This is a genomic window from Erwinia psidii, assembly GCF_003846135.1.
Classification (GTDB): domain Bacteria; phylum Pseudomonadota; class Gammaproteobacteria; order Enterobacterales; family Enterobacteriaceae; genus Erwinia; species Erwinia psidii.
Genome location: NZ_RHHM01000008.1, coordinates 107,162 through 124,365 on the forward strand (window position 1 = coordinate 107,162; position 17,204 = coordinate 124,365).

At 48.2% G+C, this 17,204-nt stretch carries 8 protein-coding genes and 1 tRNA gene; 7 read left to right on the forward strand and 2 right to left on the reverse strand.

What is annotated here, in order from left to right:
- Positions 1-14: 14 nt before the first annotated feature.
- Positions 15-8,876, forward strand: coding sequence for a two-partner secretion domain-containing protein (locus EB241_RS11660; protein WP_124233344.1), 8,862 nt, complete (start codon positions 15-17; stop codon positions 8,874-8,876).
- Positions 8,877-9,146: 270 nt separating this feature from the next.
- Positions 9,147-9,222: transfer RNA gene (locus EB241_RS11665), tRNA-Gly, on the forward strand.
- A gap of 339 nt (positions 9,223-9,561) precedes the next feature.
- Here EB241_RS11665 and EB241_RS21975 read toward each other — a convergent pair.
- Entirely contained in the window at positions 9,562-9,786 is a 225-nt protein-coding gene (locus EB241_RS21975; RefSeq protein ID WP_233592596.1) for a hypothetical protein, read from the reverse strand.
- Between the two features lie 34 nt (positions 9,787-9,820).
- A complete protein-coding gene (locus tag EB241_RS21980; RefSeq protein ID WP_407644276.1) occupies positions 9,821-10,030 on the reverse strand; it encodes a hypothetical protein in 210 nt (69 codons plus the stop codon).
- Positions 10,031-10,621: 591 nt separating this feature from the next.
- Between EB241_RS21980 and nnr the strand changes: the two genes are divergently transcribed.
- The 5 genes from nnr to miaA all read left to right on the forward strand — a co-directional run bounded on the left by nnr (position 10,622) and on the right by miaA (position 17,203).
- Entirely contained in the window at positions 10,622-12,142 is a 1,521-nt protein-coding gene (gene nnr, locus EB241_RS11675) for a bifunctional ADP-dependent NAD(P)H-hydrate dehydratase/NAD(P)H-hydrate epimerase (RefSeq protein ID WP_124233345.1), read from the forward strand.
- Complete coding sequence (gene tsaE, locus EB241_RS11680) at positions 12,142-12,618, forward strand: tRNA (adenosine(37)-N6)-threonylcarbamoyltransferase complex ATPase subunit type 1 TsaE (RefSeq protein WP_124233346.1); 477 nt, start codon at positions 12,142-12,144, stop codon at positions 12,616-12,618. The genes nnr and tsaE overlap by 1 nt, the downstream gene beginning before the upstream one ends.
- Positions 12,615-14,285, forward strand: a complete 1,671-nt coding sequence (gene amiB, locus EB241_RS11685; protein WP_407644273.1) for an N-acetylmuramoyl-L-alanine amidase AmiB — start codon at positions 12,615-12,617, stop codon at positions 14,283-14,285. The genes tsaE and amiB overlap by 4 nt, the downstream gene beginning before the upstream one ends.
- An 82-nt stretch (positions 14,286-14,367) precedes the next feature.
- Positions 14,368-16,260, forward strand: coding sequence for a DNA mismatch repair endonuclease MutL (gene mutL, locus EB241_RS11690; protein WP_124233347.1), 1,893 nt, complete (start codon positions 14,368-14,370; stop codon positions 16,258-16,260).
- The gene (gene miaA, locus EB241_RS11695; protein ID WP_124233348.1) at positions 16,253-17,203 is read left to right on the forward strand and encodes a tRNA (adenosine(37)-N6)-dimethylallyltransferase MiaA; all 951 of its coding nucleotides are present in this window, start codon (positions 16,253-16,255) and stop codon (positions 17,201-17,203) included. The genes mutL and miaA overlap by 8 nt, the downstream gene beginning before the upstream one ends.
- Position 17,204 lies beyond the last annotated feature (1 nt).

A 17,204-nucleotide genomic window follows, 5' to 3' on the forward strand; every position in this document is an offset into this window, starting at 1 on the left:
CAGGAAAATTAATTGTGAAACATAAAAAAAAATTGATACATCGTCGTTTTAAACGCCATTCGCTCCGTGTTTCGCCACTGGTACTGGCGATGGCCAGTATTATACCGAACACATCCGTTGCAGAAATTATTATCGATGAAAGCACCTCGCGTCGGCCCGGTATTGCCTCTGCGGCTAATGGTACACCGCTGATTAACATTAACGATCCTAATACCAGTGGTGTCTCACACAATAAATATAATCAGTTTAATGTTGGCAGTGATGGTGTTATTTTTAATAACAGCATGCAGGATGGTGTTAGTAGTATTGGTGGTTTTTCGATGAAAAATAGCCAATTAAGTAATGAAGCAAAGGTAATTCTGAATGAAGTGACCGGGGCTGCTGGTAGCCATTTGAACGGTGCTATGGAAGTTTTTGGTGCCAGCGCCGACCTGATTATTGCTAATGAAAATGGCATTACAGTCAATGGTGTTTCAACAATTAATGCCAATAATCTGACGTTAAGCACAGGACAAGCCAGTCTGGACCAGAACGGCAACGTACAGCTGGCGGTCGAGAAAGGAAATATCACCGTAGAAGGCCGCGGTATTAATACTGATGGTCTTAGTTATTTTGATATAGTCAGCCGGAGTGCCAGCCTTACCGGAGAAATTTCCGGGAATGCCGATGTGAAAGTGGTCACCGGCCTGAATGATTATGATACCCCTTCACGCACGCATCAGGTGCGGAGTAAGACCGGAGAAGGGACGCCTCAGGTCGCGATCAGTGGCAGCAATCTGGGGTCCATGTTCGGTAACAGAATTCAGTTAATCAGTACCGAGACTGGTGCGGGTGTGACCCATACCGGTAGCATTGTTGGCAATAATAGTATTGAAATTACGGCTGATGGTGAAATACGTCTTGCCAGCCTTAACAGTAAAACGGAAAACGTTACTGTTGCTGGGAGAAGTATTTATCTGAATAACAATACTGAAACCGGTACCGGTGGAATAGGAGCTCAGGGGGATGTGATCCTCACGGCTCTGGCCGATATGGAGTTGAATGCCAATGTTATTGCCGAAACAGGGCAGCTTCGTATCAATGCCGCTTCTCTGTTGCAAAGTGCCGCAGTATTAATAGCAAAAAGCAGCAGCCGTAGTTCAGGCGCTATTCCTGGCATTGAAATAAATGTCGCCGGTCGTTATCAGATCAAAGGTTCACTCTATGCTGTCGACAGCAATGGTAATAAGATTCAGGATGCAGTAGTCACTATCAGTAATGGAAAATATCTCATCAAAGTGGGATCGACTGTCATCGCTAATGCAACAGTCTATTCCGATGCTAATCTGATTAGCACCAGTGGTGACATTAATATCAATGCCGGCGTGGTGGAGAACAACCAGTCAACAATCATGACCAGCAAAGGTAACTTGATTTTCAACCTGACTGACTCTCTGATTAATAATGGTCTGGTTCAGGCCAGTGGTTCTGTGCAACTTAATGCAGGGCGGTTTAAAAATGCCGGAATCATTTATACCACTGATGCCATGAAACTCACATTGGGCACGCTGGAAAATACTGGCAGCATGTATGCAGGCAATCTTACTGTAAACACCGAAAATCTGACCAATAGCGGTGTGATCCTCACCAGCGAAGGTGATTTATCGCTAAAAGTAAAAACTAAAACCGATAACAGTGGTGATATACAATCCGCCCATGCTGTGATTGTTGACAGCCAGGATGTCGAAAATACAGGGCAAATTTATGCCCGTGAACGTGTTGATATGGCGCTTTCAGGCGATCTGGTTAATGAAGGCGATCTGTACGCTGAAGCCAGCATTTCTCTCGACGCCGATAATGTGAAGAACAGTGGTGTGGTCATCACCAAAGAAGGTAATCTGTCGTTGCGTATGCAAAACCAGATTGATAATAGCGGTACGTTTCAGGCGGGTAGCTCGATGACTCTCGCAGGTAAAAAACTGACTAATGACGGTAATATTTATGCATCGCAAGCAGTGGATGCTGTTGTTACCGGTGACCTGGAAAATGCAGGAAAAATATATGCAGATGATATTAAGTTAGTTAGCACCGCCCTGCGAAATAAAGGTGACGTGGTTGCTGAGAAGGGAAATATATCCATAAAGGTAACAGGAGATACCGACGTTGTTAACAGTGGCTCGGTGAGGTCAAAGACTGCTGATATTGTTACAGCAGGGGCATTAACTAATCAGGGTACCATAGGCACTACTGATTCATTGACTGTTACTTCAAAGAATCTGACGAATAACAGTAAAGTCATTTCTGAAGGTAAACTCACCCTTACCCTTGACGATGAGCTTGTCAACAGTGGTAGTGAGTCCGTGATTTATGCCGGTAAGGGAATGGATATCAATGGAAAGGATAAGGGTACGCTGAAAATTAAAAACAGCGGTGGTGCTTTTATACAAAGCCAGACGGGCAATATTAATGTTACCGACATAGCATCGCTGGAAAACACTGACTCCACCATTATTTCTGGCAGTGATGTTATTATTGCTGGTGTTAAGATAGTTGAAAACAATAATGGTATTATCCAGGGGGATAATGTTACTTTTAGCCAGGCAGATAAGCTCAAAAATGATGGAAATAATGCGAAAATTATCGCAAGTAGCGCACTAAAAATAAGTGATGTCAGTAATGTAATCAACAGTGGTACCTTAGGATCTCATGGTAATATCGATGTAGCAAATATCGACTTGCTTCAGAATGAGTCTGGAAATATATCTGCTTCCGGTAACATCGATTTCAAAGCTGTGAATTCACTTGAAAATAATAATGCAGCAAAAATTTCCTCGACCTATGGTTCAGTTATTTTTGATACTTTAAAAAGCCTTAAGAATTTATCAAGCTCCATCATTTCCGCCAGGGAAAAAATCAGCATCACTAATATCGATACGGTTGAAAATAGTGATGAAAGTTATCTTTATTCTGAAGGAAATATCACCCTAAGTGAAATTAACAAGCTTGATAATGCTGCAAAGATAATTTCTGGCCTTAATCTGGTGATTAACGGCATGGATAGCTTCATAAACAAAGGCCAGTATGCACAGGTTTTTGCACTGAATATTATCATATCAAAAGTCTCCAGCTTTATTAATCGTGACTATGCCTGGCTGATTGCTGACGGTACGATAAAAGCATCTGAGGTTAAGGACTTTAAAAATGTTCTTTCATTTGACGACGTTTTGCAAACTCTGGACGATGCTGCAACTTATATCTCTGCAAATAACATTGACCTCGATGTGGAGAATTTCATCAGCAGTGGCTATGGGTCGCAAATTATTTCAGATAATAATTTTAAAATTAATGCCAATCAGATCGGTATCAGTGATGAAGCTATCCTTGCCTCTGACAATACGTTATCTGTCACCACTGATTCCTTGTTGAATGATGGCGGTGTTATTGATGGCGCAAATTACAGTATCAATGCAAAATCGCTGATTAATAAAGGCCATATTTCATCTGGTAACAGTAATGGTGTCAGCACAATTACCTCTGACAGTATCGACAATAAGGAAGGTCGTATCAATAACGCCGGGTATCTGACAGTGAAAACCAGCGCGCTGGATAACAGTCAGGATGGTTATATCTGGAGTAACCGTATGCTTTTCCTTGATTTGCAAGGGGATTTCAATAATGCTGATTATAATGTAATCGGTGCCGGTGCTGGTGGTTTGCTTGCCATCAAGACCACTGGCGATGTGACTATTGATAAGACTATTGAGTCAAAAAGTACAGTGTCGATTGATGCTAAGTCCATTACCAATAACAAAGCGGTTGTCAGTCTTGAAAATGTTTATCTTGCTGCCGAAAATATCATAAACAGCACTAATGCACTTATTTTTGCCATGAATAACATTGTTATTAATGCAACTGATACCATTTTGAATAAGTTGAAGGGTAATATCCTGAGTCAAGGGCAGATAGCATTCACTGCCGATACTATTCATAATCACGGTGGTATTATTCGCTCTGAAAAAAATATGTTTCTTGATGCGAATAAAATCTACAATCAGAGCACTTATAAGGGCGATGAATGGGATTACAGCGCAAGTGAAACTGGTACAAAAAAGCACGAGGAGGGAGATAATTGTGCCACCTGGTGTAAATACCACGAAGTCACTATCACTATCCCTGGCCTAACTTCGGATATTGCTCTTGACACTCAGGCTGAAATATCATCAGGTGGTAACCTCTATATTAATCAGGAAGATGAAAAACCTGGCGTTATTTATAACGAGGGGGGACTTATTCAGTCGAGTGGCAGCATGTTTGTTCGTGGTGATCTCTACAACGCACCAAAATACCTTGAAATATCACTCTACGATTATATCAATTTAAAATCTGAAATCACGCTTAGCTATAAACATTGGACGGTGATGGGGGGAGGTAGACCTGTTTCGTCCAAATTTAGCTCGCTTTATGATATGTTAAATCTGGTGTTTGGTGACGGCACAATAACGGGTGATAAATATAAATATGTCAATGCTATGAAGGAACTGGCTAATAGCCATACTCTTTTAAATGACATAATGAACCGACTTTTTGGTCAAACCTGGAAAGCGGATGATTATTCTGTATTAGTTAACACATGGCAGGAACTTACCGCTTCGGCAAATGAGGTGAACAGCTCTCATGTGTGGGACGAAGATCTCGGTGACTATGTCGGTGAGTCCAGTGTTACAACAATTACTGAAGCAAAATTAAAAGCCAAAAAGAGATATCTCTTCCCTTCGGATAGCGCCAGCATTGTTGCTGGGGGTAATTTTGTCCACGAGGATGGTAGTTTTAATAATGGTCTGGATTTAGGCATTGATAACAGCATTACTGAAAATAAAACGGTTGATGTCAACGTTGGAGAAGAGACCGTCTCGACTATTGAACAGTCATATGAAGTTACATTCAATAAGAAAAAGATGGCAGAAATTTCTATGGGGATCAGTACCCTTCCCGGTATCTCCGAATTGTTGGAAATTAATTCGCTTTTTGAGAAATCTCAGGAATTTCTCAATCATATCGCCTCGTTAATTAATGGACGTACTGATGCGGTAGGTGCTCTTGAGGCCAATATTTCAACATCGGAAAAAGGAACCAATACCGTTGTTCCAATGTATGAAACTCGCATAGAAATGATCGATCAGAGTCAATTCTACGGCTCAAAGTATTTCTTTGATGCAGTGGGTTATAACAGTACCCAGCCTGTCGTGGTGATTGGTGATAACTACTTTATTTCTGAATTGATCCGCCGTCAGGTAAACGACTCCGTTGGCACGTATTTTAGTGTTAAATACAACGTGGACGGTGCCGATATGGTCAAAATGTTTTTCGATAATGCGGCCGAACAGGCAGCCTCAAGTGATTTTGTTATTGGCAACGCGTTAACTGAAGAGCAAATGGCGGGATTGACTGAGGATATTGTCTGGTTTGTCACCGAGTCTGTTGATGGTGTTGATGTGCTGGTACCAAGAATTTATTTGGCCAGCAGCACCATTGAGGAAATCAAGGTTGCCAGTGAAACTGGCGCAGCTATTGTCAGTGCCGGTGCCAATGTCATTATAGATGCTAGTGAAATCAACAATGTCAATGCCGTGATTAAGGCAGGTAATCACGCTGTTCTGACGGCAGAGAATGATGTAAACAATATCAGCAGTGGCATGAATTCAGGTATTTCTGCGGGTGGGACCGTTGCGATTACCAGTAATTCGGGCGACATCAATAACAGTGGTAGCAGCATTTCTGCCGGTGAGCATGTCATTCTTTCTGCTGAGGAAGGCAAAATCAATCTTATTGCCAGCGTTGGCCGTGATGATGCGGGTAATCAGTTGATCGGTGCTTATGATGATGGCATTACTGCCGGCGGCTCAATACAGATGACGGCGAAAGATATTGATATCACCGCCGTTGGATTAACGGCAGGTGATTCAGTATTCATCAGTGCAACCGAAGGTAGTGTGAATTTCAACGATATTCATGAGGTTTCATCAGATTATAGTTATCAACACGATGCAACAGGTTTGATGTCATACCGTACTGAAGAAAACACGTCTGCGAACGCCACGTCAAAAACCAGTTCGGTGAATGCCGGCGGTGCTTTTATTGTGAATGCTGCACAGGATGTGGTGTTTAGCGGTGGCGATTACCAGGCTGATGCAAGCAGCATCACTGCCGGTAACGATGTGGTTATCAAAGCGTCGAAGGACGTTAGCCATTCCGAACAGCGTGTCACCGAATCTGAGCTGACCTTCGGCTACAAATATCAGGTTCCCGGTGCAAGTGGGGGCGGCTCTGTTAGTTCTCTTGATTCATTGGATCAGGGGGGGGCGGATGTCGCTTCTGCAATATCGGATAGCGCTTCTGCAACAATAGACACAGGCATGGAAAAATACGATCAATATACTGATGACAGTGGATATTCCAGTAACACTCCCTCAATAACAATAGATACAGGCACGGAAGAAAACGATCAATATACTGATGAGAGTGGGTATTCCAGTAACACTCCTTCGATAACCATAGATACAGGCACAGAAAAATACAATCAATATACTGATGACAGTGGATATTCCAGTAACGGTCCCTCGAACGATAAAACAGCTTCTGCTCCTAAAAAAGCGGGTGCTGCACAAATTGCACCATCGGGGAATTTCGAAGCCGGCCTTAAAACTACCGAAACCGTGACCACAGAGTCTTCGGTAACTTACAAAAATGCCAACTTCAATTTCGCCAATGGTGCCAATATCAATGCAGGAAATACACTTGATATTGGTGGTATGGATCTTTCGGTTGGTGATGATGCAACCGCGAATTTTTCTGCGGATAACATTACTTCAACCAAATACAGAGATACTGTTAAAAAGACCGAGGAAGTAACTACCACGTTCATTGGTGTCAAAGGTGAGGCGAACAGTACGCCTGTTGATATCTTGGCGAAAAATGCGGATCTGGTTGAGCAGTCGCAGGAGGGTAAGAAAATCGATGGCGGTTTGACGGCTGCCTCTGCAGCAGGTGATGTAACCAATTTGCTCAATAATGATTTGGTAGCAGGCTCATTGAGTGCCGGTTGGTCATCCACAACGACCAAAAGTTCATCCCTCAGTGAGACAGACAATATTAACAATATTTCAGGTGGCACAATCAATTTCACCTCCAAAAACGATACAAGTTTGAAAGGTGTTGCCATTAATGCAAACAATATCAATCTTGATGTGGGCGGAGATTTTTCCTTAAGTGCAGCGGAGAGTTCCTATACCGCGTCTTCAAGCACAGTATCGCAAAACGCTAATTTAGCATTTAGCGGCGGCGCAGCCATTTCAGGTGCAGGGGTAGGTTCATCCTATAGTTATTCCGAGAGTAGCTCTGAATCTCAAACTGATGCTAAAACGTACACTAATTCTGAAATGAATGCTGCCAACGTGAATGTCAAAGTAAAAGGCGACATGACGATGTCGGGTGCGAATATTTCAGCGGATCAGGTTGATGTGGATGTTGCTGGAGATCTATCTGTCAGCTCAGTTCAGGATACTTACTCTGAACGCTCTGAGGGCTATAATTATCATGTATCAGGAGGATTATCTGTCACTACCAATGGTCTGCTTCCTAATATTGAAGCGGGTTATGGTGTAAGTGAGTCTTCTTATGAAAGTAAGCTGACTAATCAGCAATCGGGTATTCACAGTTCAGGGAATGTGAATATTAAGGTTGGAGGGGATGCGAATCTTGCGGGTTCTCATATTATTTCCGATACCCAATCAGGAACGATGGATGTTGGTGGCAGCATTAATGTGACCGAAGTTAATGATAGCGTTGATTCAAGTGGTTATTCAGCTGGCGGCGGTGGCGGTATTTCCACAAAAGGTAATATCTATATCAATGGATATTACACTACTGAAGATACCATCGATTATAAGGAAACACAGAAAAGTTCCATTAATTTTGATGTTTCCAACAATACGGTTAATGGCGATGTCAATACTGACGCCGATAATATGTCCACGATAACGAAAGATGAGGTGACGGCGGGTAATGATATTTCCTTCACTTTGGGTGGTTCAGCGAAGAAGAAAAACAGTACCGCTGGCGGCACGAGTGGCAAAACCAGTAAAAATACAAGTAGTAAAAATAATACAAGCAACAAAACCAAGACCAATACGAATAGTAAAACCAATCCCGGTTCGTCTGTTCCTGATGGTGGTGGTAGCGGTTCCAGTAATAAGAAAAGTTCTGGTGATACATCTAAGTCGGCTAAGTCGAAGTCCACGGACAATTCACAATATGCCACCCAGAAGCCTGGCAGCAGTGATGCAAAAACGCCGCAGAAGCCGACGTCAACAGACAATTCACAATATGCCACTCAGAAGCCTGGCAGCAGTGATGCACCAACGCTGCAAAAACCGACAGTCTCGAAAGACTCAACCGGTACTTCCGAGACAAGTAATACTGGTGCTAAGAAGTGGCCAACCGTCCAACCGTCCAAACCCATCATTGGTGGACCGGGCAGCTCTTCATCCATTGGAGGAAATTATGCGGGCCATACCAGACCGGCCAATAATTCACCCGCCGCAAATCGGACCGCAGCGAGCAATACCAGCAATAATTCTGCCAGTGATGGGGCCTCATCCTCATCTGGTTCTAATGGCGTTAAGAAGTGGCCCACTGTCCAACCGGCCAAACCCATCATTGGTGGGCCGGGCAGTTCTTCGTCAATCAGTGGAAATTATGCGGGTAACGCCAGACCGGCCAATAATTCACCGGCACAGGCTAAGGCATTGTCCTCTGATAGTGCATCCGTGAAGCCTGCGAATGAAAGCGATGCCGCCACTAAATGGAAGCCATTAATGGATAATCAGATTATTGAGTAATCTTGTTTTATGATCTGACTGAGGATTCAACCAGATCCCCTGTGCGCCCCGGACTCCGGGGCGCATTTTTTTGCTTGGTTACTGACCGTAGCCGGTCATCGTGTTTCATTTAAGTCCGATATTGCCGCAATGAAAGAAAAAACTTGTCAACGCCGGGCGATCGGTCCATAATGCAACACGTTAGATTACTGTTGAAATTAAAAGTAATATAAATCAATAAGTTAGATTTGATTTGCATTTAAAAAACAGTAACAATACGTACCTTTCTTTGCGGGAATAGCTCAGTTGGTAGAGCACGACCTTGCCAAGGTCGGGGTCGCGAGTTCGAGTCTCGTTTCCCGCTCCAGTTTTTCAAAAAACTCCCTTTTGCACTCGTTGTCTGTCACGACAATGCCACCTGATGTTTGAACTCAAATTGACATTCTTCAACAGAGTTATCCACAGAACCCGCTGCGATAAGGTGAGCTTCCTGTGTACATGCTTTTTTACGAAAATAATTCAAGTGTTTGTTTATAAAAGGAAAAAAATACTTCAAATTGTTGCGTGAATCGCTTGTACTTTCTGTGACAGTTGAATGACAACAACTTTTTATTTTTATGCACAGTATGTGGAAAACTCTTAGCCGGGTGAATTACCTGCGTAAGACCTGCCTGGCATCCCGTGGTTATTCCCGTGCTATCGTCTGCTACAGTCGTTTCTGCTGCCCACTCTGTACCTTAATAGCGCTTTTAGCCTGAACGGCATGCTGACGTGCAAACGCCAGGGGAATGTGCTCATTCAGCCTCTCATTCTCATCCGACCCGGCGGTCAGTGTTGCTACATTATTCGCCGACCAGGGCATTAGCCACCGCGACGTTACGCGCCCCGCGAAGATGTCCTGTGCGGTGAATGGCGAAGCCTTGTATAACACGTAAAAAGTTGCTTCGTTCCTGGCAAACAGCTGGTTAACGGAGGTGAGTGCAATACGGCTTGTGAGCTGAGTTATCCTCATCGGTCAGTTGGCTGTAGCGACCCCTTGGGCAGATCGGCTGGCAGCTATCGCGGCCACGATGCTGTTGCCAATAAGTGGCGGAACGCTTCCGGGATTGCTGCTCCAACTCAATCGTCAGACAGGAGTCACAGTGTCTTGCATCGATAACATCAGGTTCGACAATGGCTCCGGTTGGGCAGGTGGTGAGACAGGTTACAACGGCAACACGGCTTCTGTTGCGGTGTATTGACCGGCAATGGCAACGTTATCAGCAGTTCATCGGGAAAAACCAGCAACCGCTGTACGGTTGAGAACCAGAGAATGTTTTCCAGCCCAGCCTGGTCCGGCTTTCACCGTCCGCGACCTGCTCATCACCGGAAACAAACCGACAAAAGGGCGGTATTCTGCACTTTCACCTTTTAACCCGGTTCGCGGAGCACGTTAACAGGCTTTTTCAGGCAATTGCGCAATACTTTGTGATAATAACGGCCAGCATAGCTCAGTCGTGGATTTACAGGGTACTGGCAACGACCACGTTGGCAGGCAGATAATGCAGTACGTGTTTTACTCGCAGCGTGCCAGGTTGCGGTTAGTCGGGGCGAATGCGCATCGTGCCATCCACGCCATCTCGCCGTGATACTGTTTTCAAGCCATGCCAGCATGTACGGCTCTTCCAGACTCAAATCTGGTATCACAACCTGGCTGCTGAACGCCAGGTTGCTGCCCCCACCGTTTACTATTTCGCACAAGTTGACAGCGATCGAGAGGATGCGACATGAATAACCTGAGCCAGCAAAATGATTCATCAGATTTACCCTATTCTGTGTGGCCTGCGGAGGGGATAGCGCAACTTGAGCGCGATGCGGCTGATGCCTTTGGTATCACGCTGTATGAGTTGATGAAGCGCGCCGGTGAGGCGGTATTCCGCCAGATTCAATCGCTGTGGCCGGACAAACGACATTGGCTGATCCTCTGTGGGCATGGCAACAATGGTGGGGATGGTTTTGTTGTCGCCCGGCTGGCGCAGGCCGCAGGAATAACGGTCACCGTGATTGCCTGTGAAGGCAGGAGATCGTTGCCTGAAGAAGCACAGCATGCATATGATGCCTGGCTGGCGGCGGGAGGCGTCATTCACCATCCTGCCATCAGCTGGCCAGAAAACGTAGAGGTTATTGTTGATGCGCTGTTAGGAACAGGCCTGAAGAACGCTCCCGAAGAAACCTGTCAGACATTGATTGCACGCGCCAACGCGCATCCGGCAACCATTTTTGCCGTGGATATCCCTTCCGGGTTAGTTGCGGCTGACGGCACTGCACCCGGCAAAGTGATAGTTGCCGATCACACCCTGACATTTGTTGCTCTGAAACCCGGCTTACTCACTGGTAAAGCACGCGATTATGTCGGAAAACTGCACTATGACGGGTTGAATCTACACTGCTGGCTGAGCGAACAGACTGCACCGTTTGCCCGCTATGACACCACTTACCTTACCCATTGGTTCCATCCACGCAGGCCGACATCGCACAAAGGTGATCATGGTAAGTTGGTGATTATTGGCGGCGATCATGGTACGGCCGGTGCCGTCCGTTTGGCGGGTGAAGCAGCGTTACGTGCAGGTGCAGGCCTTGTGCGAGTGCTCACTCACAAACATAATATTACCCCCCTGCTGACCGCCAGACCTGAATTGATGGTAGACGAACTGAGTATGCGCACGTTGGATGATGCGCTGGCGTGGGCTGATGTTATCGTCATTGGTCCGGGGCTTGGTCAGGAGGATTGGGGTAAAAATGCCCTGAAAAAGGTAGAAAATTCCCAGAAACCCATGCTTTGGGATGCTGATGCGCTCAACCTGCTGGCAATCAGCCCAGATAAACGTCAGAATCGAATCATTACGCCGCATCCGGGCGAAGCGGCAAGGTTACTTAATATCAGTACGGATGAAGTTGAGAGTGACCGCTTACACTCTGCCCGGTGTTTGGTAAAGCGCTACGGTGGCGTTGTGGTATTAAAAGGTGCCGGGACGCTGATTGCCAGCGAGGCGGGACAGTTGGCGTTCGCCGATGTGGGTAATGCGGGCATGGCGACGGGGGGGATGGGTGACCTTCTCTCCGGTATTATCGGCAGCCTGTTGGGCCAAAAACTCTCGCTGTATGATGCGGCCTGTGCCGGGAGTGTTGTCCACGGTGCCGCCGCGGAAGAGGCCTCAAAACGGACCGGTCAGCGAGGCATGCTAGCGAGCGACCTGTTTTCCGAACTGCATCTGTTTGTCAATCCTGAGATCCCGAATAGAAAATAATGAAGACCTGCGTAATTACATTGTCCGATGAGGCTGCCACCCTGGCTCTGGGGGCCAGCCTGGCACGCGTCAGCGTGAACGGCGTCACCCTCTATCTTTATGGCGATCTCGGTGCGGGGAAAACCACCTTCAGTCGTGGTTATCTACATGCGCTGGGGCATCAGGGAAACGTCAAAAGCCCGACCTATACGCTGGTCGAGCCTTATATTCTGCCTGAACATCGGGTATACCATTTCGATCTCTATCGCCTTGCCGACCCGGAAGAACTTGAGTTTATGGGCATTCGTGACTATTTCACCGCTGACAGTATCTGCCTGATTGAATGGCCGCAGCAGGGCACGGGGATTCTGCCTACACCGGACATGGAACTGCATCTTCGTTATGATCGGCGGGCACGTCAGGCTGAGCTAAAAGCCTGCTCTGCGATTGGCGAGATGATGGTTAAGCAGGTGGCGATGGAAAAGGGTTGTGCATGATGTTACGGGTGAAGTGTGGTTTTTTGGTGGTACTGTTACTGACGGCTTTTTCCAGCCTGGCGGCGAATCTGGCCGATATTCACGTGTCCAACGGTGATAACCAGGCCACCGTGACGTTTAGCTTCAACGGTCAGCCGGTTTACGGTTTTTTCCCGCTGCACAATCCCGATCGTGTGGTGCTGGACATCCGCCAAAGTGGCGTGGTGAAGGGGCTGCCTCTGAGCTTCAGTGGTGAGAACATCGTTAAGCGTATCCGCTCAAGTCAGCCAAAAGACAGCCAAAGTATTCGTCTGGTACTTGAGCTGACGCAGCCAGCCAAAACCCGTGCGGTAACGCAACGCAAGGGCAATGATTATAACGTGGTATTCACTATCAGTGGGACGCATCCGGCGAAATCTTTATCGTCCTCTGCTGAAATCAGTTCGGTTTCCCGCCCGGCCGCTGCCGATCCGGCGGCCAATCCTTTTAAGGCGAATCCAGTCACCGCGGTGAGCAGTGATGCTTCTGTGATTGCGCCAGCCCGGACGGCCCGGTCGGCCAACGATGTGGTGATTGTGGCGATTGATGCCGGTCACGGTGGACAGGATCCCGGCGCAATTGGTGGCGGTGGCCTGAAAGAGAAAAATGTCACGATCGCGATTGCCCGCAAGCTGAAGGCGCTGCTGAACGCCGATCCCATGTTCAAAGGTGTCATGACGCGGGATGGTGACTACTTTATTTCGGTGATGGGCCGATCCGATGTGGCACGTAAGCAAAACGCCAATCTGCTGGTGTCGATCCATGCTGATTCGGCCCCCAGCCGCAGTGCATCCGGTGCATCGGTGTGGGTGTTGTCCAACCGGCGCGCCAACAGTGAAATGGCGGGCTGGCTTGAACAGCATGAAAAGCAGTCTGAGCTGCTGGGCGGAGCCGGTGACTTACTGGCTAACAGCCAGGCGGATCCTTATCTCAGCCAGGCGGTGCTGGATTTACAATTTGGTCACTCCCAACGGGTTGGCTATGACGTTGCGGTGAAAGTCATCGCCCAGCTTCAGCGCGTCGGCGCACTGCACAAACGTCGCCCGGAACATGCAAGTTTGGGCGTGTTGCGTTCGCCGGATATTCCTTCATTGCTGGTGGAAACCGGTTTTATCAGTAATCCTTCGGAGGAGCGGCTGCTTGGCAGTAGCGCTTACCAGCAGAAGATTGCGGAGTCTATCTATAAAGGGCTTCGTAACTACTTCCTGGCGCATCCGCTGCAATCTGTCCCAAAGGAGGAAAACCGCCCGTTGCAGCCCGCAACGGTGGTTAATGTTCAGCCCAATCCAGCGACGGTAACGACGCAATACTCAGGCGCGATAGTGCGCCATGTGGTAAAGCGGGGTGAAACCCTGTCAGGCATTGCCGCCCACTATGGTGTCAGTAGCGCGACGTTGCGAACGATGAATTCACTAAAAAAAGATGTGGTTTGGGTGGGGCAACGGTTGAAAGTGCCAGCGGGAAGTGGCACATCAACGGGCAGTGCCGTGGCAGCAAAAAAGCCCGTCAGACATAAAGTCGTGCGTGGTGATTCGCTGACGGCGATTGCGGCACGTTATGGCATCAGCCCGAAGGCGATCCAGCAGGCAAATAGCATGAAGTCGCAAAATGTGATGCTGGGCCAGACGTTGATTATTCCGACATCGTGACCACAGAACGGATAAATGTCCCTTATTTCGTCGCGATTGTCGTCACCCGTGCCGCTTGTATAAACAGCAAGGAGCCTCATTTATGCCAATTCAGGTGTTACCCCCCCAGCTGGCTAACCAGATAGCTGCAGGCGAAGTGGTGGAGCGTCCCGCATCGGTGGTGAAAGAGCTGGTAGAAAACAGCCTGGACGCTGGGGCGACGCGGATTGATATTGAGATCGAAAAAGGCGGAGCAAAACTGATCCGTATTCGTGACAACGGCTGCGGCATTCGTAAAGAAGAGCTGGCCATGGCGCTGGCCCGTCATGCCACCAGTAAAATCGCCACTCTCGACGATTTGGAAGCCATTATGAGCCTCGGTTTTCGGGGAGAAGCGCTGGCCAGTATCAGTTCGGTATCACGTCTGATGCTGACCTCACGCACGGCGGAGCAAACCGAAGCCTGGCAGGCTTATGCCGAAGGACGAAATATGGAGGTCAGCATCAAACCGGCTGCTCACCCGCCAGGCAGTACGCTGGAGGTTCTGGACCTGTTTTATAACACGCCCGCCCGCCGCAAATTTATGCGTACCGAAAAAACCGAGTTTACTCATATTGATGAAATCATTCGTCGTATCGCGCTGGCACGCTTTGATGTGGCTTTTTCGCTCAGTCATAACGGTAAGCTGGTGCGACAATATCGTGCCGTAACTGAAAACAGTCAGCGTGAGCGGCGTCTGGGTGCCATTTGCGGCACGGCTTTTCTTAATCATGCGCTGGCAATTGAATGGCAGCATGGTGACCTGAGCCTGAGTGGCTGGGTAGTCGACCCGGCCGGATCCCGTAACGTGACGGATTTGCAATATTGCTATGTTAATGGACGCATGATGCGCGACCGCCTGATTAATCATGCCATCCGCCAGGCCTATCAGGACAAGTTGACTGAGGAAAATCAGGCGGCGTACGTGCTTTATCTGCAAATTGATCCCCATCAGGTGGATGTTAACGTGCATCCTGCCAAGCACGAAGTGCGTTTCCATCAATCCCGGCTGGTGCATGACTTCATTTATCAGGGCGTAAGCAGCGCACTTCAGCAAACCGGATCTGAAATGCTGCCCACGATTGAGGAGCCGGTCGCGCGCTGGCAGCCTGAAAACCGTCAGGCAGCAGGCAGTAACCATTTTTCTTCCCCGCCTTCAGCGAAATCACCCGTGGCGAGAGAGAGTACCCCCGCCAGCTGGCAGGCGAAGACCTCCACAGGCGAAAATGTCCCGCAGAAGGGATGGCAGCATCAGACGCCTGCTTATCAGAAGCGTGAAGGCATCGCTTACCAAAAATTGTTACACACTCCGCCGTTGTCGGATCGGACAACGGCGCAGACTGCCGCTGAAAAAAATCATTCAGCGTTGTCAGATACGGGGCAGGCTCCGTTAAGCGGTCACAGCCAGAGCTTTGGTCGGGTACTGACGGTACTGCATGAAAATTATGCGGTGGTCGAGGTGAAAGATCGTCTGGCGTTGATCTCGCTGGTGGTAGCGCAGCGCTGGCTGAAGGAAGCACAGCTGGAACCGGGTAAAGAGGGGCTGAAACCTCAGCCGCTGCTGATCCCGGTGCGCATCAGGATGGAAACCTCTGAACGTGACGCGGTTGAACGTTATGCGACGCTACTGCTTCAGATGGGGATTGAGCTTTTACCTGATGGCCAGCATGTCACGCTGCGTGCCGTGCCTTTACCATTACGCCAACAAAATTTACAAAACTTGATTCCAGACCTGTTAGGCTATCTCGCCCAACAGCATAATGTGTCGGCAACCCAGGTGGCGCAATGGTTGGCGCGCTATTCGGTGACTGAGCAGACATGTTGGAATCACTCGCAGGCGATAGCGTTGCTGGCTGAAGTTGAGAGACTCTGCCCGCAGCTGATTACCTCGCCGCCTCCCGGATTATTGCAGTCTCTTGATATTGAACAGGCGATGAGTGCCCTGAAGCATGAGTGAAATGTGTAAGGCTGGCCGGCCCAGGGCTATATTTTTGATGGGGCCAACGGCTTCCGGGAAGACGGCACTGGCGATAGCTTTACGTCAAAGGCTGCCGGTCGAGTTGATCAGTGTTGATTCAGCCCTGATTTATCGGGGGATGGATATTGGCACCGCCAAACCATCGGCCCAGGAACGTCGGCTTGCGCCGCATCGGTTGCTGGATATCCGCGATCCCGCGGAGGCCTACTCTGTTGCAGAATTTCGCCGGGATGCGTTGGCTGAAATGGCACAAATCACCCGAAGCGGGCGGGTTCCGCTGCTTGTTGGCGGCACGATGCTCTACTACAAGGCGTTACTGGATGGATTGTCGCCGTTGCCCCCGGCCGATCCGCAGGTACGCCAGCGTATTGAGCAGATGGCGACAGAACAAGGCTGGGATGCCCTTCATCGTCAGTTGTGTGTTATCGATCCTGTTGCTGGAAATCGTATTCATCCGAATGATCCCCAGCGGCTCTCGCGAGCACTGGAAGTTTTTTTTATTTCGGGTAAAACTTTAACGGAACTGACTAAAACAGCGGGTGAAACGCTACCCTATGATGTGGTTCAGTTTGCGATTGCACCTTCGGCGCGTGAACTTATTCACCAACGTATTGCGTTGCGTTTTCAGCAGATGTTAGCGTGCGGATTTGAAGCAGAGGCCCGGATGCTGTATGCCCGGGGTGATTTGCACACGGACATGCCCTCCGTTCGTTGCGTCGGTTACCGCCAGATGTGGTCATATCTGGCGGGTGAAATTGATTACGATGAGATGGTTTATCGGGGAATTTGTGCCACCCGGCAACTGGCTAAGCGTCAGATGACATGGCTTCGTGGCTGGGATGACGTTCACTGGCTGGATAGTGAACATCATGATGCCGCGCTGACCACTGTGTTACAGGTTCTTAGTGCGAAGCCTGGGTGAT